This is a genomic window from Corynebacterium sp. (genome assembly GCF_030532195.1).
GTDB lineage: Bacteria > Actinomycetota > Actinomycetes > Mycobacteriales > Mycobacteriaceae > Corynebacterium.
The window spans coordinates 36,474-59,341 of sequence record NZ_JAUNLP010000008.1 but is presented as its reverse complement, the minus strand read 5'-3'; the positions used below and the strand labels follow the sequence as shown (position 1 = coordinate 59,341).

The window sequence follows — 22,868 nt, the reverse complement described above, 5'->3', positions numbered from 1 at the left end:
GCTTCGTTGTGTTTCACATCACAGTAGTAGGTGCGCTGACAGTTCGTGCAGTTTTTGGGAAAAATATCATTTCTTATGTGAAATGACTGCCGAGTAAGCTGTCCCGCGTCAGCCTTGTCAGCGCACCAGCAGCGACATTGAGGTCAGTAGTACGCCAAAAGTCAGGCATCGAGGCCGCAATCCAGGAACCATATCGCGCCGTGGCCAAGCGAGAATCCAGCACTGCAACGACACCGCGGTCATCAACTTGGCGCAGTAGGCGACCGGAACCTTGTGCCATTAGCAGCGCGGCATGGGTTGCCGAGACCTCCATAAAGCCGTTTCGCCCTGCCGCATTGGCGGCATCGGATCGTGCGGACAGCAGCGGATCATCAGGACGTGGGAACGGAATGCGGTCAATAATCACACACGACAGGTTGGGGCCGGGTACATCAACGCCCTGCCACAGGGTGAGAGTACCAAACAGGCAGGTCTCGGGATCAGCGGCGAAGCGATCGACCAGCGCGCCGATGGAGTCGTCGCCTTGGCACAGGACGTCGTAAGGCAGACGCTTGCGCATCTCCTCAGCAGCGGCCTCTGCACCGCGGCGCGAGGAAAAGAGGCCAAGCGTGCGTCCGCCGGCGGAGCGAATGAGACGCTCCATGATGTCGAACTGCTGTGGGGTGGCACCGTCTCGGCCCGGGCGAGGCAGGTCGCGCGCGACGTAGAGAATGCCTGATTTCTTGGGGTCAAAGGGTGTGCCGACGTCAAGGCCGTCCCACACTCCGGAGGGAAGCCCCCAGGCCGCGGCCATGGCATCGAACTTTCCGCCGAGTGCCAGCGTTGCAGAAGTCAGCACAACGGTGGATTCGCCGAAGAGTCGTTCGCGCAGAAGCGCCGCGATGGACAGCGGTGCGACAAAGATTGACTTACTATCGCCGAGCCAGATGACATCGTCGCTGTCGAACTCCAAAATCCGCACGACCGTGTCATGCATGTTTTCAACCGCGGCGCGAACTGTCTGGCGCTCGGTGTTGTCGGAATCCTTGGAGTCTGAACCGGACGATCCGGACCCGGCGGTGCCAAGAGTCGTCTGCAGCTGCCACAGGTTGTCGCGGAGCGAAGCGAGTGCCATTCCCAACTCACCTGGGATTTCCTCAAGCGCGCCGGAGTAGTCGTCGGCAAGCGATGCGACGGTTTCGCCGAGCATATCGGTGGCGTCGATGACATCGTCGACCTGTTCGGCGGCGCCGAACTTGCGGGCACGCCTGGCCATCATGGTGATGCCGGCGGGCGAGAGTTCGTCGGTTGCCACAGACGTGATGCGTGCGTCGAGCTCATGGGCCTCGTCGATGACGACGCAGTCATGTTGGGGCAAAATCATGGCATCGGAGAGCGCATCGATAGCCAACAACGCGTGGTTGGTGACCACGATGTCGACCTGACTGGCCTCGCGGCGAGCGGCTTCGGCAAAGCACTCCTCGCCAAAAGGGCAGGAGATTGCGCCGACGCATTCGCGCGCCGTGACCGAGACCTGACGCCACGCTTCGTTGGAAACACCCTTGTCCAGGCTGTCGCGATCGCCAGTGTCGGTGTCGTTGGCCCACTGTCGAAGGCGCATCACCTCGGCCGCAGTACGGCTGAGCTGCGCCTCACTGAGCAGTGCGGTGGGGGAGGCATCGATGCCGGCGGCATCTTCGTCATCATCAAAGACAGGGTCCTTGATGACATTTCCCACCTTCGACTTGCACAGGTAATTCGAGCGACCCTTCAAAATCGCAAACGTGGGTGTCCGCGATAGATGCGGCTCCAAGGACTCAACCAGCCGCGGTAAGTCGCGCTCCACCAGCTGACGCTGCAGCGCGATTGTTGCAGTCGAGATAATCACCGGCTCATCGGTCTCCATGGCCTGCACAATTGCAGGAACAAGGTAGGCCAGCGACTTACCGGTACCGGTACCGGCCTGCACTGCCAGGTGGCGCTCCCGAGCAAATGCTGAGGCAACCGCGCGGGACATTTTGACCTGGTTGGGGCGGGTGGTGCCGCCGAGTCCCTTCACGGCCGCGCCGAGCAGGTCCTCGATGGAGTCGAGGTCATGAACGCTGGGGTGCTCCGTGCTATCTGACCTATCTGACACAGGCTCACTCACCGCTTACACGCCGTGGAAGCGGACAGACAGCACCGGCTCATCGCGAGAGAGCGCCAGGCCCTCCCACGGCAAGCTCACCAGTGCATCTACCAGGTGCTTTCGAGACTCCTCCAGGGTTGGCAGACCGTCGAGAATCTCACCGTCGCGCATCATCGGAATGGTCAAATCGCGGTATTGCAGATTGCCAACGTCGGGAATCTCCGCACCGAGTGGGAAGGCAATCTCCTCCACCGCCGTACCCGAGCGACGGCACGTACGAATCGCCGCTTTCACGCCACCGTGGCTGCGCTTGTCCAGGGAACGCTTGGCGACGGGCACACCGTCGACCTCAACCATCTTGTAGACCAGACCCGCAGTCGGTGCGCCGGAGCCGGTGACAACAGAGGTGCCCACACCGTAGGCATCAACTGGTTCCGCACGCAGGGCAGCAATTGCGAATTCGTCGAGATCGGAGGACACCACAATGTTGGTGTTGTGGGCACCGAGTGAATCCAGCTGCTGACGTACCTGGCGGGCCAGAACACCGAGGTCACCGGAGTCAATTCGAACGCCACCGAGTTCTGGGCCGGCTACCTCAATTGCAGTGTTGACGCCCTCGGTGATGTCGTAGGTATCCACCAGCAGCGTGGTTTCGATTCCCAGTGCATCCACCTGTGCCTTGAAGGCGGCTGCTTCATTCGGAGTGCCGTCAGGGTTGGTGTGCAGCAGTGTCCATGCGTGAGCAGCGGTACCGGAAGCTGGAATGTCGTAGCGTGCTGCAGCCTCCAGGTTGGAGGTGGCGCTGAAGCCGGCCAGGTATGCGGCACGTGCCGCGGTGACTGCGGCTTCCTCATGGGTGCGGCGCGAGCCCATCTCAATAATCGGGCGGCCACCTGCGGCAGTGACCATACGAGTTGCCGCAGACGCAATTGCGGAGTCGGCATTGAGAATGGAAAGAATTACTGTTTCCAAAATCACGCACTCTGCAAAGGTGCCACGCACAGCCAGAATCGGGGAAGCAGGGAAGTAGAGTTCGCCTTCGCGGTAGCCGTCAACGTGGCCGGTAAAGCGGTAATTGCGCAGGTAATCCAGCGTGCGCTCATCGAGAAAGTCGAGTGATTCCAGCTGCTGTTCGGTGAACCGGAAATTCTTAATAGCTTCCAACACACGAGCCGTGCCAGCGACAACACCGTAGCGGCGCTCATTGGGAAGGCGACGGCCAAATACCTCAAAGGCGCACTGTCGTTCGCTGGTGCCGTCGGCAAGCGAGGCCTGCAGCATCGTCAGTTCGTACTTATCGGTGAGAAGGGCGGTGGAGGAATGCTTATCAATCACGCAGAACAGTCTAGTCGCCGAACCCGTGCGCGGGCAGTCCGTTCCGACCCCAGCGTGTAAGTCCGTACTATCCTGGTGCCTATGAGCATGCCAGCAGCAACACCGATGCCCACCATGGATGCCGATGTCGTGACGGAATCGAATCGACCCTGGCAGTGCATTGTGTGGGATGACCAGGTTAATTCCATGAGCTATGTCACCTACGTGTTCCAGATGCTCTTCGGCATGGATCGCAAGAAAGCCCATGCGCTGATGATGAAGGTGCACACAGAGGGCAAGGCAATTGTGTCCTCAGGCGAACGTGACAAGGTGGAGACAGACGTCAAGAAGCTCCACAAGGCCGGTCTGTGGGCGACAATGGAGCAGGCGGACTAAAGCAATACTGTCTAAACCAATACTGTTAAAAGCGGGAGAGAAATTACATGCGTCCTTGGAAGCGCAAGCGGTCCATCCTCGGTGGTGGCGTCAAGTACGTCACTACCTTTGAGGGCACGGAGCGGGATTTGCTGTTAAATCTCGCGGCGACCGTGGCGGATTCACTGATGGATCGTGCCCGCACGGCTCCGAAGGATGAGCTGGCGGAATTGACGGGTATGCCGACAGGCCACTCGGAAGCTCCTGCTGACCCGCGGCTGGCACGCCTATTGCCGGATTTTGCCAAGCCGGATGCGGAGAGCGTGGAGGGCGAAAATGCCCTGATGCGCCAACTGCATGAATCTGAAATTGTAGAGAGCAAGCTGCATTCCCTGCGGGCCATCATCGATGCGCTGGAGCCGAGCGAATCCGGGCAGGTCTCGATTTCCGAAAGCGATGCACACGCATGGGTCGCTGGAATCAATGATCTGCGTATTTACCTGCACGTAACCATGGAGAACCTGCAGGGCTCCATCGAGCAGATTGAACAGGCTGATGCGATGTATCAGTGGCTGTCGTACAACCAGGAGTCGCTGCTTGACCAGCTCATGGGTGAGTAGGGTCCCTGCCGCAGCTTAAAGACACTAACCGTCTCGAAAGGTGCCGTGGTCGACAATGAACAATTCCCCTAACAATTCCGAAAGCTCCTCGCCGGCCACGGGCCTTTTTGGTATTCCCGCTGCCGATGTTGCCCGCCACGCCAGTAGCAGTGCGTTCGGCACTAGCATCACCGCTGGCCCAGGTAGTTTTGCCGATATTGACGGTATCTCTATCGGGCACGCGAGCGAAGGCGACACAGGTGTGACCGTCATCGCCGCCCCCAGTGGTGCCACAGGCGCTGTCGATGTGCGCGGCGGAGGTCCCGGCACGCGCGAGACCGACCTGCTCGCCCCGGAAAACACGGTCGAACGAGCCCACGCCATCGTGCTCGCCGGCGGATCCGCATTCGGATTGGCCGCCGCCGACGGCGTCATGCGCGAATTGCGCGACCGCGGCATCGGCTTCGAAATCACCCCGACACGCCCTGACATCCTGGTGCCCATCGTCCCCGGCGCCGTCATTTTCGATCTCCTGCTCGGAGAGCCCACGCTGCCTACCGCGCAGCTTGGACGAGAAGCACTGTCGCACGCGCTTGACGACGACTCCGCCGCCTCGCCCTCCGGTACTATCGGTGCTGGTACAGGCGCTATGGCCGGTGCCATCAAAGGTGGTTTCGGGCAGGCTAAGGTGACCTCGGCCGATGGCAAGTACTTCGTCGCCGCGGCAATGGTGGTGAACTCCTTTGGTGCGGTTATCGATGATGAAGGTCACCTTTACGGCATGCCCACGGCCGCTGGAGTCAGCCGCGAAGCGCTTGCCAAATTGGATGAGGTTTTCGTCGGACGGACCAAAGTGTTGACCGAGGAGGCCGGGCAAGGGCAGCCGTCGCAAAGCACGCGTAACACCACGATTGGAACACTGGTGACCAATGCGCCGCTTTCAACGGCTCAGCTCAAGCGACTTGCAATGTGCGGCCATGACGGGTTGGCGCGGGCAATCCGACCTGCGCATGCGCCGATGGACGGTGACACGCTCTTTGCACTTAGTACGGGAAATTTGGCTGAATCAGAGGGACTCGATCCGGAGGTTGTGGCACTGTTGACGGCGATGGCAGCTGACGCGGTGCAAATGGCCATTGTTGATGCAGTGCTCAGTGCATCCGGGCGCGCAGGAGTTGCGGCCGTGTCGGAGATGCGCGCGAAATAGGGTGTGAGGACTAGGCTCGGAAGCAACATCCGGCCTCTATATGTGAGGAGAATTCACCTACGATGCCTTCCCAGAATCCGGGTTGGAGCCCGAATTACTCTCCACAGTATGCGGGGAACCCTTATCAGGGCAGCCAGTTTTCAGGCAGCCCGTACACGGGTGGTCCCGTGCAAAACCGTCGGCGCAATCAGCTGATGCCGCAGGATCGCGATGGCGGGCTGAGCGCCGCTATCAGCACCGCGGTCGGCTTTTTGGTTGTCATTTGGCTGGTCTTCCTGGTTAATCACTTCATATTCTTCGACAGCCTCAATAACTTCGGCGTTCGGCCGCGCGATACGTCGGCGTGGTGGGGTATTTTTGCGGCACCACTGTTGCACGCTAACTTCTCGCACATCATGGCCAATTCACTGCCCGGCGCGTTATTTGCCGGGCTGATTGCGCTGTCGTCGAAACGCCTGTTCTGGCAAGTCACGCTTTTGGTCACGGTGGTCTCCGGTGCGTGTACGTGGCTTGTGGGTGATATTTATAGTGTCCACATCGGTGCTTCGGGCCTCATTTATGGCTGGTTGGCGTTTCTGATTGTGCGTGGTTTCGTCAACCGCCGCATACTGCAAATCATTCTGGGCATTATCTTGGCATCGATGTATTCCGGTCTGGTCTGGGGCGTATTCCCAACGGAGATGGCCATTAGCTGGCAGATGCACCTCTTCGGCGCGCTCGGTGGTATCTGGGCGGCCTTCATGTTTAAGCGTGGTCGTCAGCGGTCTGCCTAAGATAGATACTCGATAGACACGCGCGTAGCGCAGTGGGCGCAAGTGGATTGAGGAGTTTTTAAGTAACCGTGGACGCTTCGCAGGACAGCGGTTTTCCGGACCCAACGGCACCAATCGGCATTTTTGACTCCGGTGTTGGCGGGTTGACCGTGGCTCGCGCAATCATGGATCAGCTGCCACATGAGTCGATTATGTACATCGGTGACACAGCCAATGGGCCATACGGTCCGCTGCGTATTGCCGAGGTTCGACGTCATGCGGAGGCTATCGCCGATGATTTGGTTGAGCGCGGTTGCAAGATGATTGTCATTGCCTGCAACACCGCGTCGGCGGCATTTCTGCGGGATGCACGTGAGCGTTACCCAATCCCGGTTGTTGAGGTAATTTTGCCTGCTGTGCGCAGAGCGGTCTCGACGACCCGCAACGGCAAGATTGGCGTAATTGGCACTGCCGCGACTATTCGTTCGCGCGCTTATCAGGATCTGTTTGATGCCGTGCCGGGCGTGGAGGTCTCTGCAGTTGACTGCCCGCGGTTTGTGGACTTTGTGGAACGCGGTATCACCTCGGGCCGCCAGATTTTGGGTATCGCCGAGGGATACCTGGCTCCGTTGCAGGCGGCGGGAGTTGACACGTTGGTGCTTGGCTGCACGCACTATCCATTGCTCTCTGGTGTCATTCAGTTGGCCATGGGGGAGGATGTGGCGCTTGTTTCCTCCGCAGAGGAAACGTCCAAGGACGTGCTGCGCATCCTCACTGAGACGGATATGCTCGCCGATCCGGAGAATAATCCCAACCCGGTTAGAACCTTTGAATCCACTGGTGACCCCCAGGTTTTTGCTACTTTGGCCAAGCGCTTCCTCGGCCCATGTATTAGTCAGGTCACTATGCATGCCTAAATGTGACGTTTGTTATTGATGGCGTGTAGTCGACTGGTTTTTGTCTCTACTTTGGGTAGATACATGGCAAGCTTGAAGTATGCGATTGAAGGTTCTGGGATGTACGGGCAGTATGGGCGGCCCATTGGCGCCAGCATCTGGCTACTTCGTCGAGCTAGATAATGGCCGAACCTTTGCCATGGACATGGGCCCTGGTGTCCTTGTGGAATTGCAAAAAGTCGCAGACCCAGCTGCGTGCGACTTGTTGCTGACGCATGTCCACCCAGACCATACTGCGGATATTCCCGGTCTTCTGGTGTGGCGTCGCTTCCACCCGACCGCCCCTGCAAAAAACCGCAATCTGCTTGTTGGCCCTGGCGATATCCACACGCGCATTGGCGTGATGTGTGCAGCTATGGGCAATGAGGACGACGCAAATCTGGATGACACCTTTGAACAGATTGTGTGCCACCCTGGTGAGTCCTTCAACGTCGGTGGACACCCTGATGACGGAGGTGCCGTCGTCACGCCATATTCAATGATTCATCCGGTGCCTACGGTCGGTTACCGTATTGAAGCCGATGGACAGGTTTTCGCTTACTCCGGCGACAGTGCGTGGACGGACCAGCTGGTGGAGCTGGCTCGAGATGCGGATGTCTTCGTATGCGAAGCCACGTGGTGCAGTAACGAAGAGGGCAATCCGCCGAACATGCATATGTCCGGCTATGAGGCTGGCAGAGCGGCGAGCCTGGCAGGGGTAAAACGTCTGGTACTGACACACATCCCGCCGTACAGCGATGGCAATGAAGCACTGCGTGCGGCGAAGACAACTTTCGACGGCGAAGTGGAGCTGGCCTACCTGGGCATGGAGCTTTGAGGCCTACCAGTCCTGGATGGATCCGTGGCGGTAGGCCGACTGCTGCTTTTGTCGCGGCGTCTCCGCGCCGGGCGGTAGGGTAGTGGTTATGACTACAGCTGATTCCGATTTCCGTCGCGCAGACGGCCGTGCGCTCGATGAGATGCGCAAGGTGACTATTACCCGTGGTTTCACCGATAACCCAGCAGGTTCCGTGCTGGTGACTTTCGGCAACACTCGTGTGATGTGTACGGCCTCCGTAGAGCAGTCGGTGCCGCGCTTCAAGCGCGATACCGGTGAGGGCTGGCTGACCGCCGAGTACTCCATGCTGCCTGCCGCTACCCATGAGCGCATGCCTCGTGAATCTATGAGGGGCAAGGTCAAGGGCCGCACTCATGAGATTTCCCGTCTGATTGGCCGTTCCCTGCGTGCAGCTGTGGACCTGAAGGAACTCGGCGAGAACACCATCAATATCGACTGTGATGTGCTGCAGGCCGACGGCGGTACTCGTACCGCCTCCATTACCGGCGCATATGTTGCGCTGGCAGATGCCCTGACCTACCTACACGCAGCCGGCGCCGTGCCAGGTGCACCGCTGAAGGCCCCGGTTGCCGCCGTCTCTGTCGGCATTGTCGATGGTCGCGTCAGCCTGGATCTTCCTTATGAGGAGGACTCGCGCGCTGAGGTCGACCTCAACGTTGTCATGACGGCAGAGGGCAAGTTTGTGGAAATCCAGGGCACTGGCGAGGACGGCACTTTCGACCGCGACCAGCTAAATGCCATGCTCGATTCCGCTGAAAAGGGTCTTCGTGAACTCATCGCCATTCAGCAGGAAGTTCTGCGCGCTCCGTACCCAGGAGAGCTGCCGTGAAGCTGCTAGTTGCTACGCGCAATGCCAAGAAGCTGGAAGAACTCGACCGTATTTTGAAGGCCGAGAACATCGACTCGATTGAGCTGCTGTCGCTCCGCGACGTCGAAGAATACGAAGAAAAGCCGGAAACCGGTCGCACTTTTGTCGACAACGCCCATCTGAAGGCACTCGAGGGTGCTCGCCATACCGGTCTTGCCTGTTTGGCGGATGACTCTGGCCTCAGCGTCGATGAGCTCAACGGAATGCCGGGTGTGCTGTCTGCCCGCTGGTCGGGCGCTCATGGTGACGATGCCGCAAACAATAAGCTGCTGCTAGCGCAGATGGCTGACTGCCCAGATGAGCGCCGCGGTGCTTCCTTCCGCAGTGCCTGCGCGCTGGTGATTCCGGGTGTCGGCAAGGTACCGGCCGCGCTTTCCGACGCCGGTTTCCCGGCGGTCATCGATGATTCCGGCAACCTCTTGCTGTTTGTGGAGGGCCGCTGGCCGGGCAAGCTTCTGCGTGAGCCTATCGGCGAAAATGGCTTTGGCTACGACCCAATCTTTGCACCGGAGGTGGGTGAGGGCGGTAATGCTGAGGGCACTTTGTCCGCAGCACAGCTAAGCGCCGAAACCAAGGACGCACACAGCCACAGGGGGCGTGCATTGCGTGCGCTGGCTTCGGCGCTCAAGATTCTGGCTGGACTGCCGGAATTCGCCTAAGCGGCGTCCGGCTTAACCGTTGCCGTAGCCGCTAAAGCGGCAGCGGCCTTATTTCAGCTGGAAGGTTTCGGCGACCTCGTCGCGGCGCTTCTTTTCAACGAAGAAGGACAGGAACGGGACAACACCGCCGAGTGCGGTGATGATCCACTTGGCAGGCTCCCAGCGGGCCTTGGTGCCCAGGTTCACGGTGGCAATCAGGAACGCCATGTAGCCAAAGCCGTGAACCTGGGCGATGGTGAAGAACCATCGTGGCGACTCACCGGTGTCGCCCAAAATGCCGTAGCGGTAAATCATTGCGCCGACAAGTGCGAGCAGCATCACGCCGGTGAAGTAGGCAGTAATCGAGAAAAATGTCAGTGCCTTCTTCACACGCTGTTGACGATCTGGGTTGATGTTGGTCACTAAAAGTCCTTTTCTAAAAAGTAAGTGGTGAAGTCACCTAGGAATTAGCGCTGTCGGCCGAGCTTGCCTGGTCAGGGTGTGGCTCTTTTCGAGAACCATCCGGGTTCGTTGGCAGGAACTCGTCCGGAATCTCAGTCATTACGTCGTCACGCACGACATGCGCAGCTTCGTCGTTGCCCTCTAGTCGTTCGCGCTCGTATTCCATGTACTTGCGGTAGGCCCAGATGAAGAACAGGCCAAAGGCTGGCCACTGTAGCGCATAACCCAAGTTTTGGAACGAGCTAGTCGTGTTCCACCGGCTGAATTGCCAATAAGCGAGCGCGAAAGTAGCACCGACGGCGATGACGAGAAAGATCAGCTGAACTACCCGCGTGCGGGTAGGAATCTTTTTAGGCTTGTCGGTGACATTGTCATGCTTCGAAGTGGACACATAACCACCATAGCCAGTGAGAGTCTTGCCTAGCCAGCGTCGTTTAGCGGGCCTGTTATTAGGGCATTAGGAAATCTGGTCTTAACTCGATAAAGTGTGTACAGTCCAAAAGGGTTGTGATGAATTACTCATCGTGGCTTCTTTTCGACGAGCGCCTGTGGCGGAATTGGCAGACGCGCTGGATTTAGGTTCCAGTGCCTTAGGGCGTGGGAGTTCAAGTCTCCCCAGGCGCACAGTATTTCACCCCGTGACTATGCAGGTCACGGGGTGTTTTATTTTTCGGCACGTCTCTACCCGCGCCTAAGGCAGATTTACGCCAGCTGCGGCAATTTGCAGGAGAACTACCAACCTCATTTAATAAGGGCAGGGAGGCAATAATGAGCATCTCAATGCACTTGGATGAATACATGGCGCGACGCGGAATTGTTCCCGATGACACCGTCGTCAGCGATGACCCCTGCGCAGTTTTTGACGGCAATGTTGTTCGCAACGGTAAGTCGCAGCAGGATGTTGAGGAGTCCGAGCGCCGCTTAGCGGAAGCGGAGTCCGCGATTTTGGACGCACTCGGCGACTAACTAAGGCCATATTTTCATAGGCTGCACACGTGCCATATCTGTGATGTTCATCACGAAACATCGTAGGTAGTGGCACTATTTTTGTGTCTCCCTTTGCCGTAATGACAACTCTCCCGGCGATGGTCGCGTAAAACATCCCGGCGGGGAACACTGTTTCCTACCTGCGGAAATCATTCCCCTGACAAAACCTTTCGCCCTCTAACTGGTGTGCTCGTCCATGTGGGCCTTCCTATGTAGTTGCGTTGCTACCTGATGTTCTTATCGCGTACCCGCCACAACAAAACATGATGAATCCCTCATGATTTGTGGCATAGTGTCCTGACAAGGATTCGGAAACAAAATCAGTTTCCGTCTCATACTTCAAAAGACAAGGACCTCAGCCACGTGAAATTCGAAATGCTCGACGCCTCGCGCACGACCACCCCAGCCGTGCCAAACCTCGGTACTTTTGCAGTTACTTTCGCCGGTCAATCACGTCCCTGGCTGGACACACTCGCAAACGCCTTGGCCAGCGGAACCGCACACAGCCTCCGGGATATCTGCAACCGCGCTGAGGAATTGCTCGCACCGCTTTACGACGATCTCGCCGGCCAGCTCCCTGCAGGCTTTGACCCAATTGGTTGGGCAACCGCTCTGGTCACGGATGAACCGATTGCAGCAGATCTCACCAATCCTGCCGTCAGCGTCCCCGGCATTGTCCTGGCACAGTTGGGCATCATCGAACAACTGGCAGCGCAGGGAATATATGTGGCAGATGCCGTGGCGGTAGCCGGGCACTCGCAGGGAGTGCTGGCTGCGGAAATCGCCGCGCGCCCAGAACAGACAGCCGAGATTCTCGCGCTGTCTCGCCTGATCGGTGTGGCCTGTGCCCGCGGCACCCGCGTCGCTGGATTCGGTCACTCGCCGATGATGAGTATTTCCGGTCTAACGGCTGAGGAACTCCAGCCTCAGCTGCCGGAGAGTTGCGTCATTGGCCTGAAAAACACCCGCACCACCAACGTCGTCGTTGGCCCACAGGCAGAGCTGGACCAGCTGAAAGAGCAGCTCACGGAAGGGAGGGAGTCCGCGGCACCCAACCAAAAGAACAAGAGCGTCGAGTGTACCGTCTTGCCAGTCAGCGGAGCGTTCCACCACCCAGCACTCGCACCTGCAGTCGCGTGGGTGGGGGAGAAAGCCAAGCTCATTGGGCTGGATACCAACGTGGCGGACAGGCTCGCTCGCACAATTTTGGTCGATCCCTGCGATTGGAATGCCGACGTGCGCAGGCTCATCGATCAAGGGGCTACCACGATTGTGGATTTGGGGCCACACACGGGCGTCGTCAAGCTGACGGAGGACAACGCCGAAGGCTACGGCGTTGCGGTGATTCCTGCGGCGACGGCGGCGGGGCAGCGGTCGCTCTTTGAATCGGAGATTGAGCACCCGCAGCCGTGGCGAGTCTTTGCGCCGCGCCTGGTGGTGGGTGAGAAGCCTCGGGTAGAGACAAAATTCACCCGGCTCACTGGGCGCTCGCCAATTCTGCTCGGTGGCATGACTCCGACCACGGTGGATCCGGAAATCGTCGCAGCTGCAGCGAATGCCGGCTTTTGGGCGGAGCTCGCCGGCGGCGGACAAGTCACGCCCGAGATTTTTGAGGCCAACGTGCAACGCCTGTCCGAGCTTCTTAAAGAGGGTCGCAGTGCACAGTTCAACACCATGTTTTTGGACCCGTACCTGTGGGGATTGCACATTGGCGGGCGTCGTTTGCTGCCGCGTGCGGTTGCGGCTGGATGTCCGATTGACGGAGTGACGATCTCGGCCGGAATTCCAGAGGTCGATGAAGCCGTAGCGCTTGTTCAGCAACTGCGTGCCGGTGGTATCCCGCACATTTCGTTTAAGCCGGGCACGACCGCGCAAATTGAGTCCGTGCTGAAGATCGCGGATGCACTGGCAGAGCAGGGCACGGCGTATCCAATCATCATGCAGGTCGAAGGTGGGCGTGCGGGAGGCCACCATTCCTGGGAAGACCTCGATGACCTGCTGATTGACACCTACGCGAAGATTCGCACCCGCGATGTCGTGCTGGCGGTCGGGGGTGGCATTGGCAAACCAGAGCAAGCTCGCGAGTACCTGATGGGCACCTGGTCGACGCGCTATGGCCTGGCTCCTATGCCAGTTGATGCCATCATTATTGGCACCGCCGCGATGGCTGCCAAGGAGTCAACGGCATCGGAGTCGGTCAAGCAGATGCTCGTGGACACCTCAGGCACCGACAATTGGATTCCTGCTGGTAGCGCTGCCGATGGCATGGCTTCGGGGCGCAGCCAGCTAGGCGCCGACATCCATGAGATCGACAACGCCGCCGCCCGTGCCGGCCGCTTGCTCGATGCCGTCGCAGGTGACACCGAGGCTGTGCACGCACGCCGCGAGGACATCATTGCCGCCATCAACGCCACCGCCAAGCCCTACTTCGGCGATGTCGACACCATGACCTACGCCGAGCTGCTGCATCGCTATCTCGACCTATGCGCGCCAGGCGGAACGTTCATCGATCCGACGTGGGCAACACGTTTTGTCACCATCGTCGATCGGACAGAGGCGCGCTTGCATTCGGTCGATGAGGGCACATTCGACGCGCTTGCCGACGGCGAAAGCTTGCGCACCAAGCCGCGCGAGGAACTTGCTCGGTTGTCTGACCTGCTGAACCTGGACATTCGCCTTCACCCAGCTGATGTCACCTTCTTTATCACCGAAGCCTGCCGCACGCCTGGCAAGCCGGTGCCATTTGTCCCGGTTATCGATGCTGATGTGCGCCGCTGGTGGCGTTCGGATTCACTGTGGCAAGCGCACGACTCCCGTTATGATGCCGATGCCGTGTGCATCATCCCTGGTCCGCAGGCAGTCGCAGGCATTGACCGCGCCAATGAACCCGTCGCCGAGATTCTGGGTCGCTTTGAAAAAGCCACCGCTCAGGCACTGATGGAAACCGGCTATCTGCCCGGCGCGCCTGTTGATGCCCTCAGCAGGATGCTTGAGGCGCCGGTGATCTGGTGGGCCGGTCGCCAGCAACCCAATCCCGCACTGACGCTGGGGCCAGAGAACGAGTGGGTGTGTGTCTCTGACGACAGCGAGGCGCTGGGCTCGCAACGTCTGGAGCACCCGGGCACCGGTGCCATTGTAGAGATCATCGAGGCTGGTGACAGCGCCGGTGAGGTAGGCGAAAACGTGGCGTGGGCGCAGTTGTCGGTACCGCTGCCGGATGCGATAGGCGAGGACACGGCACTGCGAATTCGCATGTATCAAAGTGAGGCTATGGGCGCTGTGCCCGTCGTAACGCACGCAGATGCGACGGCGGCGATGCGGGAGCTCACGCGGATTGCCGCAGGCGGGCAGCTGGCGGATGTTGTCGATGGGGTAGCGGTGTGGGACTCCGCGTGGGACCCAATGGCGGTGGCGGACTATGACGCGGTGACCATTGGGGCGTTCAGCGGTAAGCGGCAGGAGACGGTGCCGGATGTGCTGGTCGGACATGCGTGGCCGGCGATTTTTGCGGCCGTTGCGCAGGCGCGCACGGAGACGGGCATTGATGTTGTCGAAGGCATGCTCGCACTGGTGCACCTGGAGCATCACATCCGTCTGCTTGGAACGCTGCCGCGAGAGGAAACAACGCTGCGAGTCAGTGCACGTGTCGACGAAGTCGTCGATACTGACCTTGGTCGAGTCATTGTTGTCCGCGCGGAGATTCGTGATGGCGGAGACGCGATTGCGACGCTCAGTGAGCGCTTTGCCATTCGCGGCCGAAATGGTGTGGCAACGGCGAAGACGAATACTGTGCCATTCCCAACAGTGACAGATACGCCGCGCAGTTTCCGCGGGGCGTTGAGCGTCAGTGCGCCAGGTGCGATGGAGCCGTTTAGCTGTGTGACCGGTGATCGCAATCCAATCCACGTTGATTCCCGGGCGGCAGCGCTGGCCGGGCTTCCTGGGGTGATTGTCCACGGCATGTGGCTGTCTGCGATGGCTGAGCATGCAGCGATGGCCACTGCGGAAGCGGGGCTGGGCAACCGCATCGTCGAGTTCACGGCGACGATGCTCAGCCCAGTGCTGCCGGGGCAGAAGGTGGATTTTGTCGTGGAGCGACGTGGCGTAGATGACCGTCCAGGTGCCGGTGAGGTTCGAGAGGTAACGGCCACGGTGGACGGTGAGCTGGTTTTGACGGCGACCGCGGTGATTGCAGCACCGACGACGGCATATGTATTCCCCGGCCAAGGCATTCAGTCGCAGGGCATGGGCCTGGCTGCCCGCACCCGCAGTGCGGCGGCTCGGCGCGTGTGGGACCGGGCTGATGCGGTCACGCGTGAGAAGCTCGGCTTTTCTGTGGTGGCCATTGTCCGGGATAATCCCACCGAGGTCGTTGTCGATGGCGTGCGCTATTTCCACCCGGATGGAGTGCTGAATCTGACGCAGTTTACGCAGGTCGCGATGGCCACGTTAGGGCTGGCACAGGTTGCAGAGCTACGGGAAGCGGGACTGTTAGATGAAGCGGCGCACTTTGCTGGGCACTCAGTCGGCGAGTACAACGCGCTGGCGGCTTTTGCCGGGGCGCTTAGTGCCGATGCGGTGTTGGAGGTTGTCTATCGTCGCGGGCTGACCATGCATGAGCTGGTGGAACGCGATGAGCAGGGGCGCTCCAACTATGGCCTGTGCGCGCTGCGCCCGGACAAGATTGGGGTGTGCGAAGACGAGGTTGCGGACTTTGTTAATCGTCTGTCGAAAGACACCGGCGAGTTCCTCGAGGTCGTAAACCTGAATTTGGCCGGCAAGCAGTATGCCGTCGCTGGTACCGTTGCGGGACTTGATGCGCTTGCTAGCCAGTGCGCGCGTCGTAGCTCTGATGGCAAGGGGTATGTCCGAATCCCGGGTATCGATGTGCCTTTCCACTCCAGTGTTCTGCGCGAAGGTGTCGATTCCTTCCGCACGCACTTAGACCGACTCCTGCCCGCTGAGATCGATTCAAAGCGACTGGTAGGGCGCTATATCCCGAATCTCACAGCTACCTCGTTTGAACTCTCAGAGAAGTTTGTCCGGCAGATGGCGGATGTCGCGGATTCCGAAATTCTCGAGCGCATCCTCGCTGACTTTGACGCTGCCGCCGCCAATCCGTCGCACTTGGCACGCACGCTACTAATCGAACTTTTGGCCTGGCAGTTCTGTTCGCCGGTGCGCTGGATTGAAACGCAAGATCTGCTTTTCGACGATCTCTGCGTCAGCCGCCTTATCGAAATCGGTGTCGGTACCGCGCCGACACTCGCCAACCTGGCGGCCAGGACCTGTCAGTTGCCTCGTCACCGCGGCCGGGACATTCGAGTGCTCAACTTTGAGCGTGATGCCGATGCCGTGTTCATGAGGGACCAGATTCAGCCGGAAAAGACGGAGCAAGAGTCGGTGGCAGTAACGGAGGCCGAGTCCGACCTGCAACCGGACCCGAATCCACGACCGAATCCACAAATGGCGCCCGAGGCAGCAACGCCAGCACCTGCTCCAGTAACAGCGACAGGCACAGATATCGCGGATATCACCATCAGCCCAGCTGAAGCGTTGGATATCCTCATCTGTCAATGGACGAAGGTGCGCGCGGATCAGCTGGGTGCAGCCGATTCCATTGAGACGCTGGTCGATGGTGTCTCCTCCCGGCGCAATCAGCTGCTGCTTGATCTCGGTGTGGAATTCAACCTGGGCTCCATCGATGGTGCAGCCGATGCCGAACTTCCGGTACTGAAGGACAAAATTAATAGCTTGGCCAGGGGATACACCGCTTTCGGCCCTGTTCTCACCGAAGCTATTGCCGATGGCCTGCGCCGTATCACCGGTCCAGCTGGCGCTCGCGCGAACCATATCCAGGACTATGTCCGTGGGCAGTGGCAACTGGGAGATGGTTGGGTCACCGCAGTCAGCGCCGAGATTATGCTTGGCGCCCGTGAAGGCGCCTCCCTGCGTGGCGGCGATCTGGCGTACCTTTCGCCTGCGGCACCTACGGGGGTGGCAGAGCTCGAGCAGCTCAGCGATGCCGCGGTAATGGCCGTTGCCGCGCAACGAGGTATCGCCGTCGCCAAGCCATCGATAAATGAGGGCAGCGCCGGGCTGGTGGATTCGACCGCACTGAACGAGTTTGCCGATAAACTCACAGGTCAAAACGGCATTCTTGCAACAGCAGCACGGACGATTCTGGAGCAACTCGGCCACGAGCTCACCGGCGCCATCGATGTCGATGCCGAGGACGCCGATGACAACCTCATCGATCTTGTCACCGCTGAGCTCGGCGCTGACTGGCCAAAGCTGGTAACGCCCGCGTTTGCGCCGGAAAAGGCAGTGCTTATCGACGACCGCTGGGCCACTTCCCGCGAGGACCTCGCTCGCCTGTGGGCAGCAGCCGATGAGGATGTGGCACACGTCGCGCCGGGCAGTATCCATGAAACAGTCACCGACCAGGCATTGTGGTGGGCAAACAAGGCCGACCAGGCTGGACGGACTCAGCTGGCAGCGACTTATCGACGCTTAGCCCGCGAAGCGACTGCCACGACAGCGGAAAATCTTTCGATGAGCAGCGATATTGCGGTGGTCACCGGTGGTTCACCGCACTCGATCGCCGCTGCCGTGATGGCGCAGTTGCTCGCCCAGGGCGCAACTGTTGTGGCCACCACGTCTCGGCTCCACCATCAGCGATTGGCCTTCTACAAGGAGCTCTACCGCACTCATGCGCGCGGTGGTGCGAAGCTATGGGTGATACCCGCCAACCTGTCCAGCTTTCAGGACTTAGATACGCTGACCAGATGGATTGGTGCTGAGCAAACCGCGACAGTCGGGGCGGACACGGTCGTTACCAAGCCAGCATTGACGCCAACGCTGCTGTTCCCATTTGCCGCTCCGACTGTGTCCGGTTCGCTTGCCGACGCAGGCCCCGCGGCTGAGACCCAAATGCGACTGCTGTTGTGGTCGGTGGAAAAGCTCATTGCCGGACTCTGTGCACTTGGCGGGGACACTAACCTCACGCATCGTCTCCATGTTGTGCTGCCGGGCTCGCCAAACCGCGGACGCTTTGGTGGCGACGGTGCCTACGGTGAAGCCAAGGCCGCTCTCGATGCAGTGGTGGCTCGCTGGAATGTGGAGGAGCTGTGGAAGCAGCGCACGACGCTTGCGCATGCACATATCGGTTGGGTTCGTGGAACCAACCTGATGGGTGGTAATGACCCGCTGGTCGCTGCAGTGGAAGGAAAGGGGGTGCGTACCTTCTCCACGGAGGAAATGGCAGCACAGCTCATTGATTTGGCCAGTTTACAGACCAGGCAGGATGCGCTGGTGCGCCCCGTGGTTGCCGACCTCACCGGTGGCCTGGGAGAGGTCAATCTCAACATTGCCCAGTTGGCTGAGGAGGCCGCGCGGTCGGAAAAGATGGCGCAGGCGGGACAATCGGTGCAGCCAGTGCAGTCGCAAGTGCCGTCGCCAAGCCGCGTGATTGCTGGCCTGCCGAGCCCGCGCCGACCGATTGCACAGACGACGCCGTGCTTTGGCCGTATTGCGGTGGCGCCGGAGGACATGGTGGTCATTGTTGGTGCAGGTGAGCTGGGCCCGTATGGCTCGTCGCGCACGCGCTTTGAGGCTGAAGTCGGTGATATCTCAGCGGCAGGTGTGGTGGAATTGGCCTGGTCAATGGGGCTAATCACATATGACGACGGTTGGCTCGATAACGACGGACAACCGGTTGCAGAGACCGATATTGTTGCGCGCTACCGCGATGAGGTCTTGGCGCGTGTGGGTGTGCGTCGTTACGCAGATGACGGTGACTTGGTAGACAACACTATGACGGAGCTGACCACGGTCTACTTAGACCGCGCACTGAGCTTCCCGGTGCGCGACCGCGCGGCGGCGGAGACATTCGTCAGCTCCAACCCAGGCAACACCACCGTCAGCTTCGATGCGGAGACAGGGCAGTGGTTGGTGACTCGCGCGGCGGGCACTCCAGTACAGGTACCGCGCCGAATGGCGATGAGTCGCTATGTCGGCGGGCAGATTCCACAGGGCTTTGACCCGGCGCGCTATGGCATTCCGGCGGACATGATGGACAATCTCGACCGCGTGAGCCTGTGGAACCTGGTGTGTACCGTCGATGCGTTCTTGTCCTCGGGCTTTAGCCCGGCGCAGCTGCTGGCGGCGGTGAACCCGGCGCGGGTGTCCTCGACGCAGGGCACCGGCATCGGCGCGATGGAGTCACTGCGCAGCCTCTACATTGACGGGCTGCTGGGCCAGCCACGCGCCAACGATGTGCTGCAGGAGGCGTTGCCGAATGTGATTGCAGCCCACGTGATGCAGTCCTATATCGGCGGCTACGGGCAGATGATTCACCCCGTTGCGGCCTGTGCGACGGCGGCGGTGTCGGTAGAGGAGGGCGTTGACAAGATTGCCCTGGGCAAGGCCGATTTTGTTGTCGCCGGTGGCTTCGATGATCTCTCGACAGAGGGCATCACTGGCTTTGGCGACATGGCAGCCACCGCAGACTCTGCCACCATGGCGAACAAAGGCATCGACCATGCGCACTTCTCGCGACCGAATGATCGCAGGCGCGGCGGATTTGTAGAATCGCAAGGCGGTGGAACCGTTTTGCTGGCGCGCGGCAGTGTGGCTCGTGACCTGGGGCTTCCCGTGCTTGGTGTGGTTGCATACGCGCAATCCTTTGCAGACGGCGCGCACACCTCCATCCCCGCTCCAGGGCTGGGAGCACTCGCCGCAGCACAGGGCGGCAAGAAGTCCCGTCTGGCTCACGCACTTGCGGCACTTGACGTGGCAGCTGATGACGTTGCGGTGTTGTCCAAGCACGACACCTCCACCAACGCCAACGACCCCAATGAGTCCGAACTGCATGAGCACATTGCCGATGAGCTGGGTCGTGAATCTGCAAATCCACTGCTGGTGGTCTCGCAGAAATCACTGACCGGTCACGCCAAGGGCGGTGCGGCCGCCTTCCAAATTATCGGGCTGACCCAGGTGCTGCGCAGTGGCATCGTGCCGGCTAACCGTTCGTTGGATTGCGTTGATCCAGCGCTGGCCCAGTACGAGCGTCTGGTATGGCCGACGAAGACGGTGAACTTTGGCGATTCGCTGCCGCTCAAGGCTGGGTTTGTCACTTCCCTCGGATTTGGGCATGTCTCCGCACTGGTCGCCATTGTTCATCCGGAAGCGTTCTATCAGGCCGTCGCACAGCACGATGGGGAGCAGGCCGCGCAGCGCTGGCGCGGAGCTGCGCAAAACCGTGAAGTCGCTGGTCTGCGTCGCATCGACGAGGCCATCTACGGTGGTGAGGCACTCTATGAGCGTCCGCGTGAGCGGCGCCTCGGCGACGGCGGTGTGTTCGGCTCACCCGCAGCACTGGAAAAGGCTGTATTGCTTTCCGACGGCGCCCGCCTCATCGACGGTGTCCTCCAGCCATGATTGGTATCGACTTAGTCCACGTCCCACGCTTTGCCAGCCAACTCCGCGTGCCGGGCAGTCGGTTTGCCCAATCGGTATTCACGCCTGCAGAGTTGCTGGTAGCCCAGCGGCGTGGACTATCCGGTGATGCACGGGCTCGCCACCTGGCAGGTCGCTGGGCAGCGAAGGAGGCGTTCGTTAAAGCCTGGTCACAGGCCCTATTTGGTGCCCCTCCGCCAATTGCCAGGGATACGTTGGACTGGCGCGAGATTGAGGTGGAACCGGATGCCTTTGGTCGCGTGCGAGTGGTACTCCACGCAGACGTAAGCCGCCACTTCCACAATCGAAAGTGGCGGCTGAGGCCGAGCTTAAGCATCTCTCACGACGGTGACTACGCGATTGCCGTAGTCCGCCTGGACTAGCGTCGTGGGTGCGCGCTAATCGACGGACTTGTTATTGCGGCGGCCGACTAGAATGCCCGCTCCGAAGATGGCAGCGCCGAGAACCGCGCCGATACCGGCGGTGGCAATGGTTTGCAGCGGCGAGCTGGAAGAGACCTGCTCGGTCTGCATGTCAGCAGCACCCTCCGCGCCACTGGTATTGGCACTGTGGCCCTTGGAAGTCGCAGATGCCTTGCCGGATGCCTTCGAGTCGCCCTTGGCCTTAGCAGCTCCGGCCTTCTTGGCCTCCTCGCGTTCCTTGGCGGTGCCGCCGACTACCAAATCGGTGACGGTGTCCTGGCTGCGGTCGGAGGAACCGTGCGCAGCAAAGGTGTAGAGCGCGCAGGAGTTTTCAATGCAGTTAGCGGCATCGGTCACGGCCTCGACGTTAAGCGTCGTGGCGAAGCTACCGTCGGAGGACATCTCAGATGTACGCACGAATGCAGCGGCCGAGAAAGCATCGGCATTCGTGGTGGAGAACTTGTCCTTTTCGGTAACAGCGACGTAAATGCCGTTGCCGGTGGTCTTAAAACCGCTGCCCGTGACAGTGATTTCGGTGGAACCGGTCGGGTTTAACTCAGTGGTGGACAGGCTCACGCTCGGTGTGCCTGTCGAGGACTCGGAACCGGAAGAGCCGCTTGTACTTGTGCTGCCAAAGCTGCTGGAAGAGCTGGACGCGCTGGAGGTGCTTCCACTTGCCGACTGGCCAGCACCACCCGATGGCAAGGCGGCATCCTGCTTGGCCACACCACCTGCGAAGGAAACCGCCGTTGCGGTGTCCTGGCTGCGGTCGGAGGAACCGTGCGCCGCAATGGTGTAGACCGAGCAGGCATTCTTCATGCAGTCCGCAGAGCCGAACTTGGCGCTAACCGGAAGATCGACGCTGAAGCTGCCGTCAGACTTCAGATTGCCGCGGGATGGGGAGACAAACTGCGTGTCGGGGCCAAAGGAGTCGGCGTTGGTGACATCCATCTGGTCATTCTGCGCAATACCGACGTAAATGCCCTGGCCAGAGGTCTTAAAACCCTTGCCCTCAACACGGATGGTGTCGCCACTCGGGTTCAAATCAGTGGTCTTGGACAGGCTGACAGACGCTCCAGATTGCGACTGCGAGCCGGAGCCCTGACCAGCGCCGCCCGCTGCACCGGCAGCACTTGGGGCAGAGTCCTGGGCAGAAGAGCCAGTGGAGGCGTGCGGTGTCGCACCCGCCTTAAAAGTGATGGGTACCCACTGATCATTGCTGCGATCAGACAGGTTCGGGAAGGCGGTAAAAGAGGCCACGTAACACTGCGTCGTGGTGCAGTCGACATCACCGAAGCTGGTAGCGACCTTCAAATCTTGCGTAAACGTTCCGTCTGCGCCGACAGTCACCTTCGCGGCCTCGCCATACGTCGATGGGTAACCAGACTTCGGACGTTCAATCGTCTGCGCGAGGTAAATATTGGCATTGGCCGGGTAGCCCTTGCCGGTGATGGTCACTGTGGAGCCATCAGAGAGGTCAGCGGCGGGCGATACCGTCAGTTCACGGCCTGACTGATCCTTATCACGGTTAAACAAATCACCAATGCCCGGCAGGGATGGCATGTTCAGCGACGGCGAACCGTTGCCTAACTGGCTGAGCACAGGCGTTGTCTGTGCCGCTGCTGGAACCGCAGGGATAACACCGGCGCTAACAACAATTGCCGAAGTAAGAACAATAGAGCGAGGAAGCAAGCTCCGTCGAAAAGCGCCCTGCGAGGAAGACATGGAAACCTCTAATTCTGTTGGATTGACAGCCGACGCGGCGGGGAAGCGGCGGTGGCTGTCCAGATCAAAATTTATAACTAAGGTAACCCTACGCTGAAAGGAGCCTGAGAGCAACAAAGTCCCACGTAGAAGCGGTGTGGGACGGCTCACGAAGGCTTG

Annotated in this window: 16 protein-coding genes and 1 tRNA gene; 12 read left to right on the top strand and 5 right to left on the bottom strand. The window is 59.9% G+C overall.

Annotation, left to right across the window (positions count from 1 at the left end):
• Positions 1-73: 73 nt before the first annotated feature.
• Positions 74-2,116, bottom strand: a complete 2,043-nt coding sequence (locus tag Q4E11_RS09205; protein ID WP_303165338.1) for an ATP-dependent DNA helicase — start codon at positions 2,114-2,116, stop codon at positions 74-76.
• A 15-nt stretch (positions 2,117-2,131) separates the two neighbouring features.
• Positions 2,132-3,442 (bottom strand): nicotinate phosphoribosyltransferase, encoded by a 1,311-nt coding sequence (locus tag Q4E11_RS09200; RefSeq protein WP_303165337.1) that lies wholly within the window; start codon positions 3,440-3,442, stop codon positions 2,132-2,134.
• Between the two features lie 81 nt (positions 3,443-3,523).
• On the opposite strand from Q4E11_RS09200, the gene clpS reads away from it, so the two are divergent.
• The 8 genes from clpS to Q4E11_RS09160 all read left to right on the top strand — a co-directional run bounded on the left by clpS (position 3,524) and on the right by Q4E11_RS09160 (position 9,675).
• Positions 3,524-3,817 carry an ATP-dependent Clp protease adapter ClpS gene (gene clpS, locus Q4E11_RS09195; protein WP_303165336.1) on the top strand — a complete coding sequence of 98 codons (294 nt, stop codon included), beginning with the start codon at positions 3,524-3,526 and terminating at the stop codon, positions 3,815-3,817.
• A gap of 47 nt (positions 3,818-3,864) precedes the next feature.
• The gene (locus Q4E11_RS09190) at positions 3,865-4,416 is read left to right on the top strand and encodes a DUF2017 domain-containing protein (protein ID WP_303165335.1); all 552 of its coding nucleotides are present in this window, start codon (positions 3,865-3,867) and stop codon (positions 4,414-4,416) included.
• Between the two features lie 55 nt (positions 4,417-4,471).
• Complete coding sequence (locus tag Q4E11_RS09185) at positions 4,472-5,602, top strand: P1 family peptidase (RefSeq protein WP_303165334.1); 1,131 nt, start codon at positions 4,472-4,474, stop codon at positions 5,600-5,602.
• Positions 5,603-5,769: 167 nt separating this feature from the next.
• The gene (locus Q4E11_RS09180; RefSeq protein WP_303165333.1) at positions 5,770-6,375 is read left to right on the top strand and encodes a rhomboid family intramembrane serine protease; all 606 of its coding nucleotides are present in this window, start codon (positions 5,770-5,772) and stop codon (positions 6,373-6,375) included.
• 68 nt (positions 6,376-6,443) lie between these two features.
• The gene (murI, locus tag Q4E11_RS09175; protein WP_303165332.1) at positions 6,444-7,271 is read left to right on the top strand and encodes a glutamate racemase; all 828 of its coding nucleotides are present in this window, start codon (positions 6,444-6,446) and stop codon (positions 7,269-7,271) included.
• 79 nt (positions 7,272-7,350) lie between these two features.
• Positions 7,351-8,127: an MBL fold metallo-hydrolase gene (locus Q4E11_RS09170; RefSeq protein WP_303165331.1), complete on the top strand. Its 777-nt coding sequence runs from the start codon at positions 7,351-7,353 to the stop codon at positions 8,125-8,127.
• An 88-nt stretch (positions 8,128-8,215) separates the two neighbouring features.
• Positions 8,216-8,977, top strand: coding sequence for a ribonuclease PH (gene rph / locus Q4E11_RS09165; RefSeq protein ID WP_303165330.1), 762 nt, complete (start codon positions 8,216-8,218; stop codon positions 8,975-8,977).
• Positions 8,974-9,675 carry a non-canonical purine NTP pyrophosphatase gene (locus Q4E11_RS09160; protein ID WP_303165329.1) on the top strand — a complete coding sequence of 234 codons (702 nt, stop codon included), beginning with the start codon at positions 8,974-8,976 and terminating at the stop codon, positions 9,673-9,675. The genes rph and Q4E11_RS09160 overlap by 4 nt, the downstream gene beginning before the upstream one ends.
• A gap of 48 nt (positions 9,676-9,723) precedes the next feature.
• Here Q4E11_RS09160 and Q4E11_RS09155 read toward each other — a convergent pair whose 3' ends face one another.
• The gene (locus tag Q4E11_RS09155; RefSeq protein ID WP_303165328.1) at positions 9,724-10,077 is read right to left on the bottom strand and encodes a DUF3817 domain-containing protein; all 354 of its coding nucleotides are present in this window, start codon (positions 10,075-10,077) and stop codon (positions 9,724-9,726) included.
• Between the two features lie 37 nt (positions 10,078-10,114).
• Positions 10,115-10,507 carry a hypothetical protein gene (locus Q4E11_RS09150; protein WP_303165327.1) on the bottom strand — a complete coding sequence of 131 codons (393 nt, stop codon included), beginning with the start codon at positions 10,505-10,507 and terminating at the stop codon, positions 10,115-10,117.
• A 151-nt stretch (positions 10,508-10,658) separates the two neighbouring features.
• Here Q4E11_RS09150 and Q4E11_RS09145 point away from each other — a divergent pair.
• The 4 genes from Q4E11_RS09145 to Q4E11_RS09130 all read left to right on the top strand — a co-directional run bounded on the left by Q4E11_RS09145 (position 10,659) and on the right by Q4E11_RS09130 (position 20,945).
• A tRNA-Leu gene (locus Q4E11_RS09145) sits at positions 10,659-10,740 on the top strand.
• A 144-nt stretch (positions 10,741-10,884) separates the two neighbouring features.
• On the top strand, positions 10,885-11,082 hold the full coding sequence (locus Q4E11_RS09140) for a hypothetical protein (RefSeq protein WP_303165326.1): 198 nt from the start codon (positions 10,885-10,887) through the stop codon (positions 11,080-11,082).
• Between the two features lie 384 nt (positions 11,083-11,466).
• Complete coding sequence (locus Q4E11_RS09135) at positions 11,467-20,544, top strand: type I polyketide synthase (protein ID WP_303165325.1); 9,078 nt, start codon at positions 11,467-11,469, stop codon at positions 20,542-20,544.
• On the top strand, positions 20,541-20,945 hold the full coding sequence (locus Q4E11_RS09130) for a holo-ACP synthase (RefSeq protein WP_303165324.1): 405 nt from the start codon (positions 20,541-20,543) through the stop codon (positions 20,943-20,945). The genes Q4E11_RS09135 and Q4E11_RS09130 overlap by 4 nt, the downstream gene beginning before the upstream one ends.
• Positions 20,946-20,960: 15 nt before the next feature.
• Here the strand turns inward: Q4E11_RS09130 and Q4E11_RS09125 are convergent, their stop codons facing one another.
• A complete protein-coding gene (locus Q4E11_RS09125) occupies positions 20,961-22,709 on the bottom strand; it encodes a neocarzinostatin apoprotein domain-containing protein (protein ID WP_303165323.1) in 1,749 nt (582 codons plus the stop codon).
• Positions 22,710-22,868 lie beyond the last annotated feature (159 nt).